The 14,841-nt window shown below is 68.3% G+C and carries 17 protein-coding genes; 5 read left to right on the plus strand and 12 right to left on the minus strand.

The genetic code is table 11. From position 1 onward, the window contains the following. Window positions 1-9: 9 nt before the first annotated feature. From hydA to FKR81_RS13390, 3 genes are read right to left on the minus strand one after another with little or no spacing between them, the layout of a single operon-like run. Window positions 10-1,395, minus strand: coding sequence for a dihydropyrimidinase (gene hydA / locus FKR81_RS13380; RefSeq protein ID WP_146351663.1), 1,386 nt, complete (start codon window positions 1,393-1,395; stop codon window positions 10-12). After that, window positions 1,392-2,234 (minus strand): nitrilase-related carbon-nitrogen hydrolase, encoded by an 843-nt coding sequence (locus FKR81_RS13385; protein ID WP_146351665.1) that lies wholly within the window; start codon window positions 2,232-2,234, stop codon window positions 1,392-1,394. Before FKR81_RS13385 ends, hydA begins: the two co-directional genes overlap by 4 nt. Continuing rightward, the gene (locus tag FKR81_RS13390; protein WP_146351667.1) at window positions 2,231-3,733 is read right to left on the minus strand and encodes an NCS1 family nucleobase:cation symporter-1; all 1,503 of its coding nucleotides are present in this window, start codon (window positions 3,731-3,733) and stop codon (window positions 2,231-2,233) included. Before FKR81_RS13390 ends, FKR81_RS13385 begins: the two co-directional genes overlap by 4 nt. 152 nt (window positions 3,734-3,885) lie before the next feature. Here FKR81_RS13390 and FKR81_RS13395 point away from each other — a divergent pair, with 152 nt between their 5' ends. After that, the gene (locus tag FKR81_RS13395) at window positions 3,886-4,593 is read left to right on the plus strand and encodes an alpha/beta hydrolase family protein (RefSeq protein WP_146351669.1); all 708 of its coding nucleotides are present in this window, start codon (window positions 3,886-3,888) and stop codon (window positions 4,591-4,593) included. On the opposite strand, the gene FKR81_RS13400 is transcribed toward FKR81_RS13395, so the two are convergent. The 7 genes from FKR81_RS13400 to FKR81_RS13430 form a co-directional block, all read right to left on the minus strand. Continuing rightward, window positions 4,594-5,574 (minus strand): hypothetical protein, encoded by a 981-nt coding sequence (locus tag FKR81_RS13400; protein WP_146351671.1) that lies wholly within the window; start codon window positions 5,572-5,574, stop codon window positions 4,594-4,596. It lies immediately after the preceding gene. A 71-nt stretch (window positions 5,575-5,645) separates the two neighbouring features. Beyond that, entirely contained in the window at window positions 5,646-7,550 is a 1,905-nt protein-coding gene (locus tag FKR81_RS13405; RefSeq protein ID WP_146351673.1) for a tetratricopeptide repeat protein, read from the minus strand. Further along, entirely contained in the window at window positions 7,547-8,377 is an 831-nt protein-coding gene (locus FKR81_RS13410; RefSeq protein WP_222598256.1) for an MBL fold metallo-hydrolase, read from the minus strand. Before FKR81_RS13410 ends, FKR81_RS13405 begins: the two co-directional genes overlap by 4 nt. 23 nt (window positions 8,378-8,400) lie before the next feature. Next, window positions 8,401-8,604: a hypothetical protein gene (locus FKR81_RS13415; protein WP_146351677.1), complete on the minus strand. Its 204-nt coding sequence runs from the start codon at window positions 8,602-8,604 to the stop codon at window positions 8,401-8,403. A 350-nt stretch (window positions 8,605-8,954) separates the two neighbouring features. Next, window positions 8,955-9,575 carry a class I SAM-dependent methyltransferase gene (locus tag FKR81_RS13420; protein ID WP_146351679.1) on the minus strand — a complete coding sequence of 207 codons (621 nt, stop codon included), beginning with the start codon at window positions 9,573-9,575 and terminating at the stop codon, window positions 8,955-8,957. A gap of 10 nt (window positions 9,576-9,585) precedes the next feature. Next, window positions 9,586-9,942, minus strand: a complete 357-nt coding sequence (locus tag FKR81_RS13425) for a hypothetical protein (protein WP_146351681.1) — start codon at window positions 9,940-9,942, stop codon at window positions 9,586-9,588. Further along, window positions 9,935-10,240 carry a hypothetical protein gene (locus tag FKR81_RS13430; protein WP_146351683.1) on the minus strand — a complete coding sequence of 102 codons (306 nt, stop codon included), beginning with the start codon at window positions 10,238-10,240 and terminating at the stop codon, window positions 9,935-9,937. Before FKR81_RS13430 ends, FKR81_RS13425 begins: the two co-directional genes overlap by 8 nt. A 230-nt stretch (window positions 10,241-10,470) precedes the next feature. Here FKR81_RS13430 and FKR81_RS13435 point away from each other — a divergent pair, with 230 nt between their 5' ends. Continuing rightward, window positions 10,471-10,695, plus strand: coding sequence for a nuclear transport factor 2 family protein (locus tag FKR81_RS13435; RefSeq protein ID WP_146351685.1), 225 nt, complete (start codon window positions 10,471-10,473; stop codon window positions 10,693-10,695). Between the two features lie 32 nt (window positions 10,696-10,727). Next, window positions 10,728-11,294 carry a DUF4360 domain-containing protein gene (locus FKR81_RS13440; RefSeq protein WP_235921536.1) on the plus strand — a complete coding sequence of 189 codons (567 nt, stop codon included), beginning with the start codon at window positions 10,728-10,730 and terminating at the stop codon, window positions 11,292-11,294. A gap of 243 nt (window positions 11,295-11,537) precedes the next feature. Here the strand turns inward: FKR81_RS13440 and FKR81_RS13445 are convergent, their stop codons facing one another. After that, on the minus strand, window positions 11,538-12,662 hold the full coding sequence (locus tag FKR81_RS13445) for an HNH endonuclease signature motif containing protein (protein WP_146351689.1): 1,125 nt from the start codon (window positions 12,660-12,662) through the stop codon (window positions 11,538-11,540). 124 nt (window positions 12,663-12,786) lie between these two features. Between FKR81_RS13445 and FKR81_RS13450 the strand changes: the two genes are divergently transcribed. Further along, window positions 12,787-13,548 carry a class I SAM-dependent methyltransferase gene (locus tag FKR81_RS13450; RefSeq protein WP_146351691.1) on the plus strand — a complete coding sequence of 254 codons (762 nt, stop codon included), beginning with the start codon at window positions 12,787-12,789 and terminating at the stop codon, window positions 13,546-13,548. Here the strand turns inward: FKR81_RS13450 and FKR81_RS13455 are convergent. Beyond that, entirely contained in the window at window positions 13,518-14,225 is a 708-nt protein-coding gene (locus tag FKR81_RS13455) for a MerR family transcriptional regulator (protein ID WP_146351693.1), read from the minus strand. The genes FKR81_RS13450 and FKR81_RS13455 overlap by 31 nt on opposite strands. A gap of 130 nt (window positions 14,226-14,355) precedes the next feature. On the opposite strand from FKR81_RS13455, the gene FKR81_RS13460 reads away from it, so the two are divergent. After that, window positions 14,356-14,826, plus strand: a complete 471-nt coding sequence (locus FKR81_RS13460; protein WP_146351695.1) for a hypothetical protein — start codon at window positions 14,356-14,358, stop codon at window positions 14,824-14,826. The last annotated feature ends 15 nt before the right edge of the window (window positions 14,827-14,841 follow it).

Consider the following 14,841-nt stretch of genomic DNA (forward strand, 5'->3'; position numbering starts at 1 on the left):
GAAGCCCTTTCAGATCAGGTACTGGTTCAGTTCTCGCGAAAGGAACTTGCCGTGTCCGGCACCGCCGTGGAACGTCCCGTCGGCGATGACCACCCGTCCGCGTGACAGCACGGTGTCGACCTTGCCGGTGACCTCCATGCCCTCGTACGCCGAGTAGTCGACGGCCATGTGGTGCGTCTCCGACGAGATCGTCTGCCGGGCGATGGGGTCGTAGACCACGATGTCCGCGTCCGCGCCCGGCGCGATCACGCCCTTGCGCGGGTACAGGCCGAACATCCGCGCCGGGGTGGTCGACGTGATCTCCACCCAGCGGTTGACCGTCAGCTCGCCCTTCACCACACCCTGGTGCAGCAGGTCCATCCGGTGCTCGACGCCAGGCATGCCGTTCGGGATCTTCGAGAAGTCACCGACGCCGAGCTGCTTCTGGTCCTTGAAGCAGAACGGGCAGTGGTCCGTCGACACGATCGACAGGTCGTTGGTCCGCAGGCCGCGCCACAGCGTCGCCTGGTGCTCCTTGGGGCGCAGCGGGGGAGAGGCGACGAACTTCGCGCCCTCGAAGCCGGGCCGCGCCATGTCCTCCAGCGACAGGTACAGGTACTGCGGACACGTCTCGGCGAACACGTTCTGCCCGGTGTCGCGCGCGGCCGTCACCGCGTCCAGCGCCTGCGCGGCACTCAGGTGCACGATGTACAGCGGAGCGCCGGTGACCTTGGCGAGCTGGATCGCGCGGTTCGTCGCCTCGCCCTCCAGCTCCGGCGGCCGGGTCAGCCCGTGCTGCACGGGATCGCCCTTGCCCTCGGCCAGCGCCTGCGCGACGAGCTGGTCGATCGCGATGCCGTTCTCGGCGTGCATCATGATCGTCGAACCGGTCTCGCGCGCCTTCTGCATCGCGCGCAGGATCTCGCCGTCGGTGGCGTAGAAGACGCCGGGGTAGGCCATGAACATCTTGAAGCTGTTCACGCCGCCCTCGATGCAGGCCTCCATCTCCTTCAGCGACGCGTCGTTCACGTCGGAGATGATCATGTGGAACCCGTAGTCGATCGCGCAGTTGCCGTCGGCCTTCTCGTGCCACTTGTCCATCGTGGACAGCAGCGAGGTGCCCTTGGCCTGCACGGCGAAGTCGATGATCGTCGTCGTGCCGCCCCACGCGGCGGCCGTCGTGCCGGTCTCGAACGTGTCCGCGGACTGGGTGCCGCCGAACGGCATCTCCATGTGCGTGTGCGCGTCGATGCCGCCGGGGATGACGTACTTGCCCGCCGCGTCGATCACCGTGTCGGCCTCGAGCGGGAAGCCCGGCGTGACCAGCGCCGCGATCTTCTCGTCCTGCACGAGCACGTCGGCGGCGTGCGTGCCCGTCGCGTTCACGACGAGCCCGTTGCGGATCAGGATGCTCACGGCTGCACCAGCCTGTCGTAGGTGTCGGGGCGGCGGTCGCGGTAGAACGCCCACACGTCGCGCACCTCGGTCAGCAGGTCCATGTCCAGGTCGCGGACCACGACCTCTTCCTCGGTGTCCGACGCGGCGTCGCCGACGAGCTGGCCGCGCGGGTTGACGAAGTACGTCTGCCCGTAGAACTCGTTGTCGCCCAGCGGTTCCACGCCGACGCGGTTGATCGCGCCGACGAAGTACTCGTTCGCGACGGCCGCCGCTGGCTGCTCCAGCTTCCACAGGTACTCGGACAGGCTGCGCGACGTCGCCGACGGGTTGAACACGATCTTCGCGCCCGCCAGGCCCAGCGCGCGCCAGCCCTCGGGGAAGTGCCGCTCGTAGCAGATGTAGACGCCGATCCGGCCGACCGCGGTGTCGAACGTCGGGTAACCGAGGTTGCCCGGCTTGAAGTAGAACTTCTCCCAGAAGCCCTTCACCTGCGGGATGTGGTTCTTGCGGTACTTCCCGAGGTACGTGCCGTCCGCGTCGATCACCGCCGCGGTGTTGAAGTAGACACCCGGCTGCTCCTGCTCGTACATCGGCACGACGAGCACGACGCCGTTCTGCTCGGCCACCTGGCACATCAGCTCGGTGGTCGGGCCGTCCGGGATGCCCTCGGTGTAGGAGTAGAAGTCCGCGTCCTGCACCTGGCAGAAGTACGGGCCGTAGAACAGTTCCTGGAGGCACACCACCTGGGCGCCCTGCGACGCGGCGGCGCGGATGTGCTCGACCGCGTTCGCGATCATCGACTCCTTGTCACCGGTCCACTTCTGCTGAACCAGGCCGGCCCTGACGATGTTGCTCACCTGTTCTCCTTCTCGCGTGCGGACAGGGCGTAGAACACGACGAACCCGACGACCAGGCCGATCACCCAGTTGTAGTCGTACGCCCACTTCAGGAACGGGATCAAGCCGTCCGCCGGGAACGGTCCGCCGTACGCACCGCCGACGGCGCACACGCCGCCGAGGACGGTGGCCACGACGGCTCGCCAGTTCCAGCCGCCGTTGAACCAGTACCTGCCCCTGCCGTCTTCGTAGAGGTCCTGCAGATGCAGTTGGGTCTTGCCGATCACCCAGTACCCGGCGATGAACACGCCTGCGACCGACGCCAGCAGACCGCCGTAGAAACCGAGCCAGGCGAAGATGTAGATGTTCGGGTCGCTGATCAGCCGCCACGGCTGGATGACGATGCCGAGCACGCCGGTGATCAGCCCGCCGAACGCGAACGTGATCTTCTTCGGGAACGCGTTGGAGAAGTCGTAGCTGGGGCTCACCACGTTCGCCGCGAGGTTCGCGCTGATCGTCGCCAGCACCAGCGAGATCAACGCGACGAGCACGACGAGCGTGCTGTCGAACCTGCTCGCCAGGTCCGCCGGGTCCCAGATCGCCTCGCCGTACAACGCCTGCGCGCCGGACGTCGTCAGGATCGCGACGATCGCGATGAAGCTCATCGTCGTCGGCAGACCCAGGATCTGACCGGTGATCTGCTTGCGCTGACTCCCACCGAACCGGGTGAAGTCCGGCATGTTCAGGCTGAGCGTCGACCAGAACGCGATCATGCCCATCAGCGCGGGGAAGAACAGCTTCCAGAAGTCCGGGCCCCAGCCGAGCTTCGACTGCTCCTGCAGGATCGGCCCGAACCCGCCCGCCTTGCCGACGACGTAGCCCAGCAGCACGAGGAACCCGATGCTGACGAGCGGCGCCGTCCAGTTCTCGAACCGGCGGATCGCGTCCATGCCGCGCCAGATGATCAGCATCTGCACGACCCAGAACCCGAAGAAGCACAGCCACAGCGTCCACGTCTGCCCGGCGATCTGCGGCGCCTTGGTCCACGGGTCACCGGCGAGCTTGCCGATGATCACGTGCAGCGCCTTGCCGCCCACCCACGTCTGGATGCCGAACCACGCGCACGCGATGAACGCCCTCAGCAGTGCGACGAGGTTCGCCCCGCGGATCCCGTAGAACGCCCGCGCGAACACCGGGAACGGGATGCCGTACTTGGTGCCCGCGTGGCTGTTCAGCAGCATCGGGATCAGCACGATCAGGTTGCCGAGCGTGATCGTGAGGAACGCCTGCACCCAGTCCATGCCGATCGCGATGAGCGACGCGGCCAGCGTGTAGCTGGGGATGTTGTGCGCCATGCCCATCCACAGCGCGAAGAAGTTGTACGTGGTCCACGTCCGCTTCTCGATCGGGACGGGAGCCAGCTCGGAGTTGAAGAAGCGGCTGTCCTGGATGGGACTCACGTCTTGGAGCTCGACGCGGCCATCGGGTGTGACCTGGGTTGGTGCTGGGTCAACGGCCATCGGTCGCTCCCTTGTTACGCTGCTGAAACAACGCGAACGCGGTCGGTTCCACCCCGGAATCCTGGGTCCGGTGCAGTTGGCGTGGCAGTGTCAGAGTGTCCACGCTTCGCATGATCGGCGCACATTGTGTCCGTTGCGTGTTCACTGGTGACATGACGATCAACCGTCGCGGCCTCCTGATCGGCGCCGGCGTGCTCGGACTGGGGGCGGCCGGACTGGGCGCGAACTCCGTCCGCGGCCGTCGTCTGCTCGGGCGGACCGGTCCGGACGGCGAGGTGCCCTCCGTGTCGCCCGCGGCCGTCGTGCGGAAGCCGTGGGGTGCGGTGATCGGCTCCGGGCCTCCGGTGCTCGCACTGCACGGACGCGGCGGCGACGTCGACTGGTGGGTCGGGCTCGGGCTGCCGCAGTTCCTCACCTCTGCCGGTGGCGGGTTCTCGATCCTCGCGGTCGACGGCGACGAGGACTACTGGGTGGATCTCGAGTTGCCCGAGCCGGTGGTGGCCGCGCTCGGCGTGTCGATGGGCGGGTTCGGGGTGCTGGACCTGGCCCGGCGGGTGCCCTTGCGGGCCGTCGCGGCGATCAGCCCGGCGTTGTTCCCGACGTGGGAGGACGCGGACGTGATCAAGGGGTTCGCGTCGCGCGAGATCTGGGAGGCGCACGAACCGCTGCGGCACACCGGCGAGGTCACAGCGCCGGTGGGCGTGTGGTGCGGGCGGGAGGACCCGTTCCACGATCCCGCGCAGGACCTCGCGGCGCGCGTCGAAGCCCAGGTGCGGTCGTTCGACCACGGCGCGCACGACAACGGCTACTGGCGCCGGGTGATGCCCGAGGCGCTGAGGTTCATCAAGGACCGCCTGTAGTCAGGCCACCGGTCGCAGCCACGGGCGCAGCGCGAGCCCGCCGATCTTCGCGAGCTTCTCCTGCAGCGCGGGCGTGACCATCACCAGTTCGACCTCGACCGAGTCAACGCCACCCGAGGTGTAGATGCCGTTGGCCGGATCGCGCATCAGCTCGTGCAGCACCTCGTTCGCCTTGGCGTGCAAGGACTCCTGGTCGGCCAGGCTCGGACGGCCGGGCGCGCTGACGACGCAGAGGTTGCCGCTGTAGCGGCTCCGCAGTGCACGGCCCTCCTCGGCCGGATCACCGCTGACGACCTCGACGACGAGCACCCTGGCGGCGCTCGCCATGTCCATCGTGGTCGCCGGGACGCCGCCCGGATACGACACCCACGGCCTGCGGAACCGGTCCGGGTGCTGCTCCTGGACGTACCGGGTCAGCTCCTTGTCGTCGCCCTCACCGGGAGACTCCCAGCCGGCGGACGGGGGTGAGCACGGCGGCGGCCCGAACGGGTCGGAGGGCACGGTCGCCGCGGCGGGCGGTTTCTGCTCGGCGACGGTCAGCACACCACCCCGCCACACGCCGCGCAGCTGGGCGGTCCCGTCGGGGGACAGCTGGTTCACGTCGACCCCGACGACCGGTACGCCGAACGGGCAGTCGTGCTGCGGCGAGGCGATCGCGAACGTCGGCGCGGGCGCGCAGAACCTGGCCGGCTTGCCGGACTGCGCGACGACCCGTCCCGTCGCCCGCACCTCGGTGCCCTCGCGCACCACGAGCGGAGCGGCCGGCTCGGATCCCGCCTGTGCCGTGGCGAAGCCGAACGGCCGGTCGGACTCGGTGCTGCCGCTCGACTGCGGACGGGTCACCAGGTACGCCCCGCCCGCCACCAGGACGGCGGCCGCCGCCGCCGCGAGCGGAACCCAGCGGCGCCGCCGCGGCGGTTCGGCAGGCGGTCGGTCCGGTGTTCCGGCCTCGTTCACCAGGTTGTCGACGGGGTCGTTCACCCGGTCACCTCCCCCAAGACGTGAGCTTCATCCGTGAGACGGAAGTGCTGTCGATCCGCGTTGCTCACCCTTCACCGGCCGACTCGGAACTGCTCCACCAGCTCCTCGGCCTCGGCGATGTTGTCCGGCGTCTCCACCGCGCGCATCCCGTCGAGCGACGCCGTCCACGCCTGCTCGGCGGCGGCGTGCCTGCCGAGCGCGAACAGCACGCGGCCGAGGTTGAGCCGCAGGCGGGCTTCGGCGGCGATGTCGCCGAACTCGCGGCACGTCGCCAGCCCCGTCTCCAGGTGCAGGAGCGCCTGCTGGAGCCTGCCCGTGCCCAGGCAGGCGATGCCGAGCTGGTTGCGGGTGCTGATGGCGTGGTACGACCCGTCCTCGTCGCGCCGCAACGACTCCTCGAGGCACTCGATCGCCTCGGTGAAGCGCTTCTGGTGGAGCAGGACCGCACCGAGGTTGCCGAGCAGCACGTACGACGCTTGGTCGTCGTGCAGCTTCTCGGCCTCGGCCAGCGCCGAGTGCAGCACCATGATCGCGTCGTCGGTGTGGCCACCCAGCAGCAGCACCCGGCTGACCGTGCTCATCGCGCGGAGCACCGCCTCGTGCATACCCAGTTCCAGCGCGCGCTGCGCGGTGCGCAGCAACAGGTCGTGAGCTTCCCGCAGCTGTCCCGCCGTCGCGAGCGCGGCGCCCTGTTCGTTGAGCGCCTCGAGCTCGGCGTCCTCCGCGCCCAGCTCGCGCGCCGACGACTCGGCCAGCTCGCTGATCTCCAGCCACGCCGAGGTGCTCGACCTGATGCGCAGCAGGAAGTACAGGCAGTGCGCCAGCCACAGCACGTCCTTGTGCCTGCCCGTCGCGTGCGCGAGCCCGGCCGCGCTGATCAGCGTCGCCCGGTTGTCGTCGAGCCACTCCAGCGCCGCCGGCGTGTTCTGCTCGCGGAACTCCTGGTCCGCCTTGGCGCTGCGGCCGGTGAAGTACACCATCAGCCGGTCGAGCGCCGCCTCGCGCTCGGTGTCCGGCTCCTCGGCCAGCCGGTCCTTCGCGTACAGCCTGACCAGGTCGTGGAACCGGTAGCCGGGTTCGAGCAGGTGCGCGGTCCGCAACGCGCGCAGCGTCTTGCGGGTCTGTGGGAACGGCGTGTACGTCAGCATCGCCGCGCACTCGACGGTGAACCCGTCACCGGGGTGCAACGCCAGCAGCCGGAACAACCGTTGCTGCTCGACGGAAAGCGCGTTGTAGGAGAGGGCGAAGGTCGCTTGCAGGCCGTCGAGCAGGTCGAACTGGGCCTCGCGCAGCTCGTCGGCCCAGTCGGCGTCGGGCCGTTCCGGCTCGGTCTCGCGCAGCGCGGCCATGATCTGCAACGCCAGCGGCAGGTGCCCGCACAACGACGCGAGCTCGGTGGAGCCGACCAGCGCGACCGACGAGTCGACGTCGAGCACGTCCAGCTCGACGTGCCGGGCACCGGTGAGCCCGGTCAGCTTGTGCCTGCTCGTCACGATCACCTGATGCCCCGCGGGCAGCAGCGGTGTGACCTGTTCGACCGACGAGGCGTCGTCCAGCACCACGAGCATCGGCTCGCGCTCCGCGAGCAAGCTGCGGTACAGCGCGGCCTTCTCGGCTTCACCGGGTGGCGTCTCCCGCACGCCGAGCACCCACAGGAACGACTCCAGCGCCCGTTCCGACGTCCATCGGCGATCGGGGTCGTAGCCGTGCAGCTCGACGTGCAGCACCCCGCCGGGGAACGAGTGCTGTCGCGCGAAGTGCAGCACCAGCTCGGTCTTGCCGACACCGGGCAACCCCGACACCACGCTCAGCGGCGCGCCCGCCAGCGACGCGAGCTCAGCCGTGCGGCCGGTGAACGTCGGTGAGGCGCGGGGAAGCCCGTGGAGCGCCTGGTGGGACTTGGCACCGACCTGCACCGAACCGATCTTCCCGGCCTGGATGACGTGCCCGAACACGTCCCCGTGCAACTCGCTCACCGGTGTTCCGCCGTGTGGTCGTGGACCGCGTGCCGGTGGATGACGAAGTCGTCGAAGTAGTGGATGCCCATGTCGTCGCCCACGACGTCCAGCGCGTCGCGCAACGCGTGCAGGTGGTCGACGGTCATCTGCAGCGGCGGCTCGTCCGGCTGGTGCACCGCGCCGATCGGGTAGTCGTGACCGGGCTTCGTGGACATCTCGATGTGGCAGCCGAGCACGTGCGTCACCGGGTTGGCCGCGCAGAAGTCGACGAGGCGCGCGATGGTCGCCCGGTACGCGGACCAGTCGAACACGTACAGCCTGCCCCGGTACAGCGTGTCGCCGGTGAGCAGCAGCCCGGTGGTGCGGTCGTAGAACACGACCGCAGACTCCTGGTGTCCCGGACCGGGGATCACGTCCACCACCCGGTCACCGAGGTCCAGGGTCGCGTTCTTGACCGGCCAGTCGGTGAGGCCGTAGAACGACGTCACGTCGTCCAGCGACTTGCCGACCACGGTCGTCGACGGACGGTCCTCGAACTGCGCGTCCGCCGCCACGTGGTCACCGTGCGCGTGGGTGTGCACGACGAGCAGCTCGCGTTCGGAGCCGATCAGCTCGTCGATCGTGTCGCGCAGCGGGAAGTGGGCCGGGTCCGCGGTCGCACCGGTGTCGACGAGCATCGCCCGCTCGGTCCCGGCCAGCAGGAACAGGAACGGGCCCTCGTAGTTCACGGCCTTGTTCTGCCGCAGGATCCACGTCTGCTCGTCGTACCGGTGCACCTGCAGGGGCGGGTGCGTGTCGTGCTTCGGCGACGGGGAGCCCGCGTGCCAGGTGACGTCGAGGTTCACCGCACGAACTCTGCCAGCCGCGGTCATCCGAGCGCAGCTCTGATCTGCTCGAGCACGTCGCGCGCGGTCTTCGCCTCGTGGTCGTCACCGAGAGCCTCGAACGTCTCCACGGCTGCTCGCACGGCCTCTTCGGCTTCGTCGGGCCTGTCCATCTCGCTGCAGAGGTTCGCCTCGTCGTACCGCTTCAACGCCTGGAACGTCGCGCCGATCGAGTTGAGCACGATCATCTTCGTCGACCACTGCCCGAGGTCCTCGCAGAGCCGCAGCGCCTCAGCGAGGTGCGGCTCGGCCCGCCAGGAGGTGATGGTCGTGCTCGGTGGCCATCCCCACGGCTGCCACCAGTGTGGACCGGTGGCGATCCAGCCACCGCAGCCCTTCTTCGTGGTCGGCGAAAGGGGCGCTGTCCGCTGCCTCGGCCGTGGCGACGAAATGGCTCAGCACGCGTGTCGTCGCGGCCTCGCACGTGCGTGTCGATGCGGCCTGCCTGGACCACCGAACCCTGGTTGTGGTCGGTGAAGTCGTTGTCGGTGCCGTCCGTCACGGGGCAGTATCGTCACGTGCGGCCAGGTGGTCGTTTTCAGGGGCGGACGAACTCGGCCAGCCAGCGGCCCTCGATGCGCTGAATCCGTTCCGCGCGCAGGCCGTCGGCGAACTGCTCGACCTCTGTCGGCGTCAGCGGCCACGGCGGGCCGTCCGGGACGGGTGAGTCGTCGTCACGGGCTTCCGCGAGCACGACCAGCTGGTCGCCGGTCAGCCCGGCGACCTGCGCGATCGCTTCGGCGTGCAGCGAGATCGGCAGCGACTGCACGGTCAGCGACTCCACGACCAGGTCGAACCCGTGGTGCCATTCGGCGGGCGGGTTGAGGAGGTCGGCGACCCGGTAGTCGACCGGGCTGTCCGGGAAGCGGCGCCGGATCGTCTCGACCGCGGTCGGTGACACGTCGAACGCCGTCACGGTGAATCCCTTGGCGGCGAGGAACTCCGAGTCGCGGCCGAGCCCGCACCCGACGACCAGCGCGGACCTGCCGGTGCCGTCGACGTCGCGCGCCCACTCGGCGAGCAGCGGGTGCGGCGACCCGCGGTCCCACGGCACCTCGGCATGGCCCTGCGCGGCCTGGACGTACAGCTCCTCGAACCAGCCGGTCGGGCTGGCGCCGGCTGCGAGGTGACGGGTGTGCTCGTCGGCGGAGTTGACCATGTTGCCAGTTCTACTCCTCGCTGGCGGTCAGGTAGGCGCCGATCACCACATCCAGTGTCTGCCACCCCAGCCGCCACAGCTGGATCGCGGACGCGCCGAGCGTGGTCGTGCCGATCACCAGCAGGGGAGTGGCGACCCGCGGTTCGCTGATCGTCAACGCCGCAGCCAGCAACGTCAGCACACCGATCGTGAACCACAGCGGGAACGTGTCGGTGTGCCGGAACGCCCTGCGGATCTTCGGGCTGTGCGCGGCGAGCGCGGCGCAGATCGCGTCGCGCTCCTCGTTGGACACGCGGATCGCCTTGTCGGACAACCGGGTCGCGAGCAGTTCGACGGTGAGCGCGGTGCGCGTGACGGGATCACTCACTCTTCGGCAACCACAGTCCGGTCGGCTTCGGACGCGCGAGCCTCGGCGCACCCGGCTGGTCAGGACCCGGCAGGTGCAGCAACGCCAGCGCCGTGTCCACAGTCGTCCCCTCGTACGCCCACACGATGTCCTTGCCGTTCTCGCGCGCGGCGATCGCCTCGTGCTCGTCCCAGATGTGGATGTGGTCGTAGAATCCGAGGTAGCCCTTCGAACCGACGAGCACGAGGATTTCGCCCGCGTGGTCGTACACCGGTTGGAAGAAGTAGCCGCGCTCGACGAGCGCCTCGAGTTCCCTCATGTCGCCATTTCCCCGTATGCAGCGGGGACATACAAGCCGCTGACCTGCTACTTTCGGGCGGACTTTCGGTGCCGAACGTCCTCAATGGCCTGCTGCGGCGTGGCTTTCTGGTGTCCCGGCCGTCCGGATGCTTGGGATCATCGTCGTGCTCGCGAAGGCCGAGTCACGCGTGTCGATCGCTAAACTCGCCGCATGGCTGAGCCGTGCGTCCTCGATGCGCAGACAGTCCGGTGGACGAGCTGACCGCCGAGGTCCTCGCGGCAGCGGCCCGCGGCGACTGGGATGCGCTCAAACCGCTGCTGCACCCGTACCTGCACTGGAGCGATGGAGAGGCGAAGTTGCGCGGTCGCACCAAGGTTCTCGCGCACCTGGCCGCGCATCCGGTAGGCCCGCCGGCGGAAGTCGAGTTGCGCGATGGACAGGTCTACCGCTGGATCGGCCGTCCAGCGGAGTGAAGTGAGAAATCCTCACGCTAGCGTCCGTGCCCATGCTGAGTGCGCTGACGGTGGCCGCGTTCACCCTGTCCCTTCTCGTGCCGCCGCCGGGGTTCTCGGTTGAAGTGCTGAGCGTCAGCGGGGAGGGTTGTCCTCCTGGTACGGCGCAGGTGGCGCCGTCGCCGGACAACCAGGCGTTCACCGTGACGTACAGCGACTTCTTGGTGCAGGGCAAGGGTTCTGAGGCCAAGAAGACCTGCGAGCTCCAGCTGCGGGTGAACCATCCGGCGGACTACACGTACGCCGTCGAGGCGACCGACTACCGCGGTTTCGCGGCGTTGGACGCGGGCACGACCGGCATCAAGAAAGCCAGCTACCACTTCGTCGGGCACGGGCCGACTCGGCACATCACGAACACCTACGCCGGGCCGATGAGCGACAACTGGCAGGCCACCGACAAGCCCGACCCCGGCAAGCTGGTGCACGGTCCGTGCAAGCAGAAGAAACCGCTGCGGATCGTCGTCGAGCTGCGGGTGAAGGGGAAGTCCGGCTTCATGTCCATGGACTCCACGGACAGCAGTGTGAGCGCGAAGTTCAAGCTGAACTGGAAGAAGTGCTAGCGGTCGCACACTCCGACCATCAGCCGGAGTGTGCTGCCGCAGGCGCCACGCGGTTCGGGGGAACTGCGCGTCGATCCTCCCGGACTTGACGGGCTTCGCCCGACACGAGGCGTCCCTCCGGGCCGCGTCGTACCGAGGAATCTGCCGCGGCGATGCGGTGGTCCGATCCGCCACTCGCCTTTCGCGGTTCTGGTTGCACCGGATCCGTGGCTGCTGGCCGGCGCTCACCTCTTCGTCCTTTTTTCAGAAGGGTGGAATGTCGGCAAAGCCCGCCAATACCGGCTCTGGTTCGGTGACATATGTCTTTCCCGCTGGGCTTCGGTGGACGAACCTGCCCGGTGACGGCTGTGTGACCACCCAGTCCGATTCGTGCTTCAACCGGTGGCGGCGTTTGCAATACGCGCCACAATTGTCCGCCGACGTCGCACCCTCAGGGAATGGGGTCGTGTGGTCGATTTCGCAGCGCTGCGCCTGCCGCATACACCCCGGGAATCGACACGTCTTGTCACGCGCCCAAATGGACTTCCGCAGCGCGGCCGGAGGCTTGTAGGTGATCCGCCCGAAGTCCAGCAACTTCCCGTCCACCGGATCGGTCAACAACCGGCTCCACGTCGCATCCCCAGCCAACTCGCGGGCGAGTGACGCGCTGATCGGCCCGTACCCGGCGAGCTCGGCGGCCTCCTCGTCCAAACCCATCAACGTCGTCGCGGACACCGTCACATACAGGTTGACCTTGACGCTGCTGGAACCGTCCGGCGTCGCCAGCAACAGATCCGCGACCACATCCGCGCGTCGCTGATTGAGCGTGCGGGTGTCACCCGGTGTCTTCGCCCGCCTGGCCAACACATCCACCCGATGCGCGATCGCCGTCCCCTGCTCCGCGGGCAATACCGCCGACAACCGGGCCATCTCATCCTCGAGCGGCTCGAACCACGCCACCCGCTGCGCCCGCTTCTCCGCCCTGCGCTCCTCCCACCCCTGCGGGTCGACCTTCATCACGAGCCGCCGAGCACGCGCCCGCATCTGCTGCCCCGTCTGCTCCGGCGCTTTCGCCAGCACCCGCTCCTCCACGACACGGACCTGCTCGTCCGAGAGCGGCCTGGTCAGATCATTCAAAGTACGAGCCTTGTACAGGTCGATCTCCCCGCGCTGCAGAGCATCGACCGTATCCGGCAACCTGGTCACCAAATCCTCAGCGAGCGCCAACTGACTCACCGCCCAGCCCGACGTCCATCTCATCCACGCCGCCACCTCATCAGCAGCGAACTCATCCCGCCGCCGCGACTGAGCAAACTCAGCCAACGCCCGCACCATACGAGCCTGCCAATAATCAATCCCCCGCTGACACTCCCGAATGGAGTCCAGCACCCCACCTCACCCATGCCGCCAATATTACCGCAGAACAAGCCTGCCAAATTAACTCGACTCAGTGAAAATAGAAAATGATCAAGCTGTCCGAAAATCGCTGGCACCAGATGAAACCATCGACTCCATGAGCACCGAGATCACCGCGCACTACGCAGACGGAGTCGAACGCACGAGGCTGACCCGCTCCCCGCACGGACGCCTGGAGTTCCTGCGCACACAGGAGATCCTGCGCCGCACGCTGCCGAAGAACGCGAAGGTGCTGGACGTGGGCGGCGCGATGGGCGTCCACGCGGAATGGTTGGCCCAGGACGGCCACCGGGTCCACCTGATCGACCCCGTCCCCGACCACGTCGAAGCCGCCGCTCAGCTGCCGGGCGTCACGGCGGCCATCGGTGACGCCCGGCAGCTCGACACAGAAGACAACAGCGTCGACGTGGTTCTGCTCTTCGGCCCGCTCTACCACCTCACGGACCCCCGGGACCGGCAAACGGCCATCGGCGAGGCGAAGCGAGTGCTCCGAACAGGGGGCCAGGTGTTCGCGGCAGGCATCAGCCGCTACCTGACGCTCATGGAACTCGGCACGAACGGCGGAATAACCCAGATCAATGAGTCCGATGTGGACGAAGTGGTGAGAACCGGCCGCTACAACGAGCACGCGGGCTTCGTCGAGACGCACTTCCACACGGCGGACGAGCTGGCCCAAGAACTAGGGGGCTTCAGCGACATCACCGTGTTCGGCGTCGAAGGACCGGCGTGGCCGACCCTTGACGCCACGAACAACGACGAACACATCGACGGTGCGATCAGGGCGGCGCGGCTGGTCGAGACCGATCCGCACCTGATCCACGCCAGCGCTCACCTGCTGGCCCGCGCCCGGTTGACGTAGTCGACGAGGCCATCGTCAGCCGGCCAGCCGACCTGGGTGCTGATGGTGGCCTTGTTCTCCTTCCACGACGCCGCGGCGGCGGCCTTGATCGCGGGGTCGTCGCCGGTGAACTTGGCTCCGAGCTGGTCCCACTTGAGCGACAGCGACTGCACGGCCGGATCGTCGACGGGGGTTCCGGCGTTCATGTGTTCCCGCAAGGAAGAAGCCAGCCCGAACCACTCGGTCTTCAGCGCCTCGACCGCCTCGGGGCCCATGGAGGCGGCGCGCGAGCGCAACGCGGTCAGCTGCTCGGCGGTGAAGTAGCTCTCGTACACGGACATCATCTCCAAAGTGGTCAAAAGGGACTCGGTGTCGTCGTGACGCAACAGGTCCGCGACCCGTGAGCGCAGCTGGTCGAGCTTCGCCGCCTGGGCGTTCAGCGCGGCGAGCTGCGCGGTGAACAGCGAGTGCAATGAGTCCGAAAAGGACAGCATCGAGCGGATGTCGTCCAGGCCGAAACCCAGCTGCCGCAACGTTCTCACCCGATACAGCAGGCGCACGTCCGCCTCGGTGTAGCGGCGGTGCCCGGACGGCGTCCGCTCCGAAGCGGACACCAGCCCGATCTCGTCGTAGTGGTACAGCGTGCGGATCGTCAGGCCCGATGCGCGGGCCAGGTCTCCGATGCTCCATCGCGTCACGTCGCCGACGGTAGAACCTCCCGTTACGGGAGGTGCAAGTCCCTAATCACCTGATCGAGTGGGTATAGATGCGAACCGGGCGTGCCGATGAAAACGAAGATCGGTCCCCGAAAACCACGTGAGGAAAACTGTGTCTCGTTCCGGACTGTTCCGTGCCGCCGCTCTGCTCGCCGCGGGTGTGTCTCCGCTCCTCGTTGGCGCAGCCAGCGCGGCCGAGACCCCTGACCTGAAGGGCATCGCCCCTGAGGCCGCGGCCGCCGAGAAGGTCGCCCCGCTGATCCAGGACGCCAGCAAGACGACGAACCCGCTCGACGCCGCCAAGGGCGTCAAGCTGCCTTCGGTGAAGGCTCCGGTTGCGAACCCGGCGCAGGTCAAGGCCCCCGAGGCCCCGGCTGCCGAGCGCTCGCTGCCCGCCGGTCTCCCCGGTCTCCCGGTCCCCGCCGACCTCCCGGCCCCCGGTGACCTGCCGATCGGCACGCTGCCGACGCTGCCCGACACCAACGCCGTCCCGGACGCCAAGGTCGGCGACGTGAAGGTTCCGGCCGTCTCCAAGCTGCCGGGTGTCGAGAGCGTTCAGGGCCAGCTGCCGCCGCTCGGCTGAGAATCGTGAGAATCG

The organism is Lentzea tibetensis, from assembly GCF_007845675.1.
Taxonomy (GTDB): Bacteria; Actinomycetota; Actinomycetes; order Mycobacteriales; family Pseudonocardiaceae; genus Lentzea; species Lentzea tibetensis.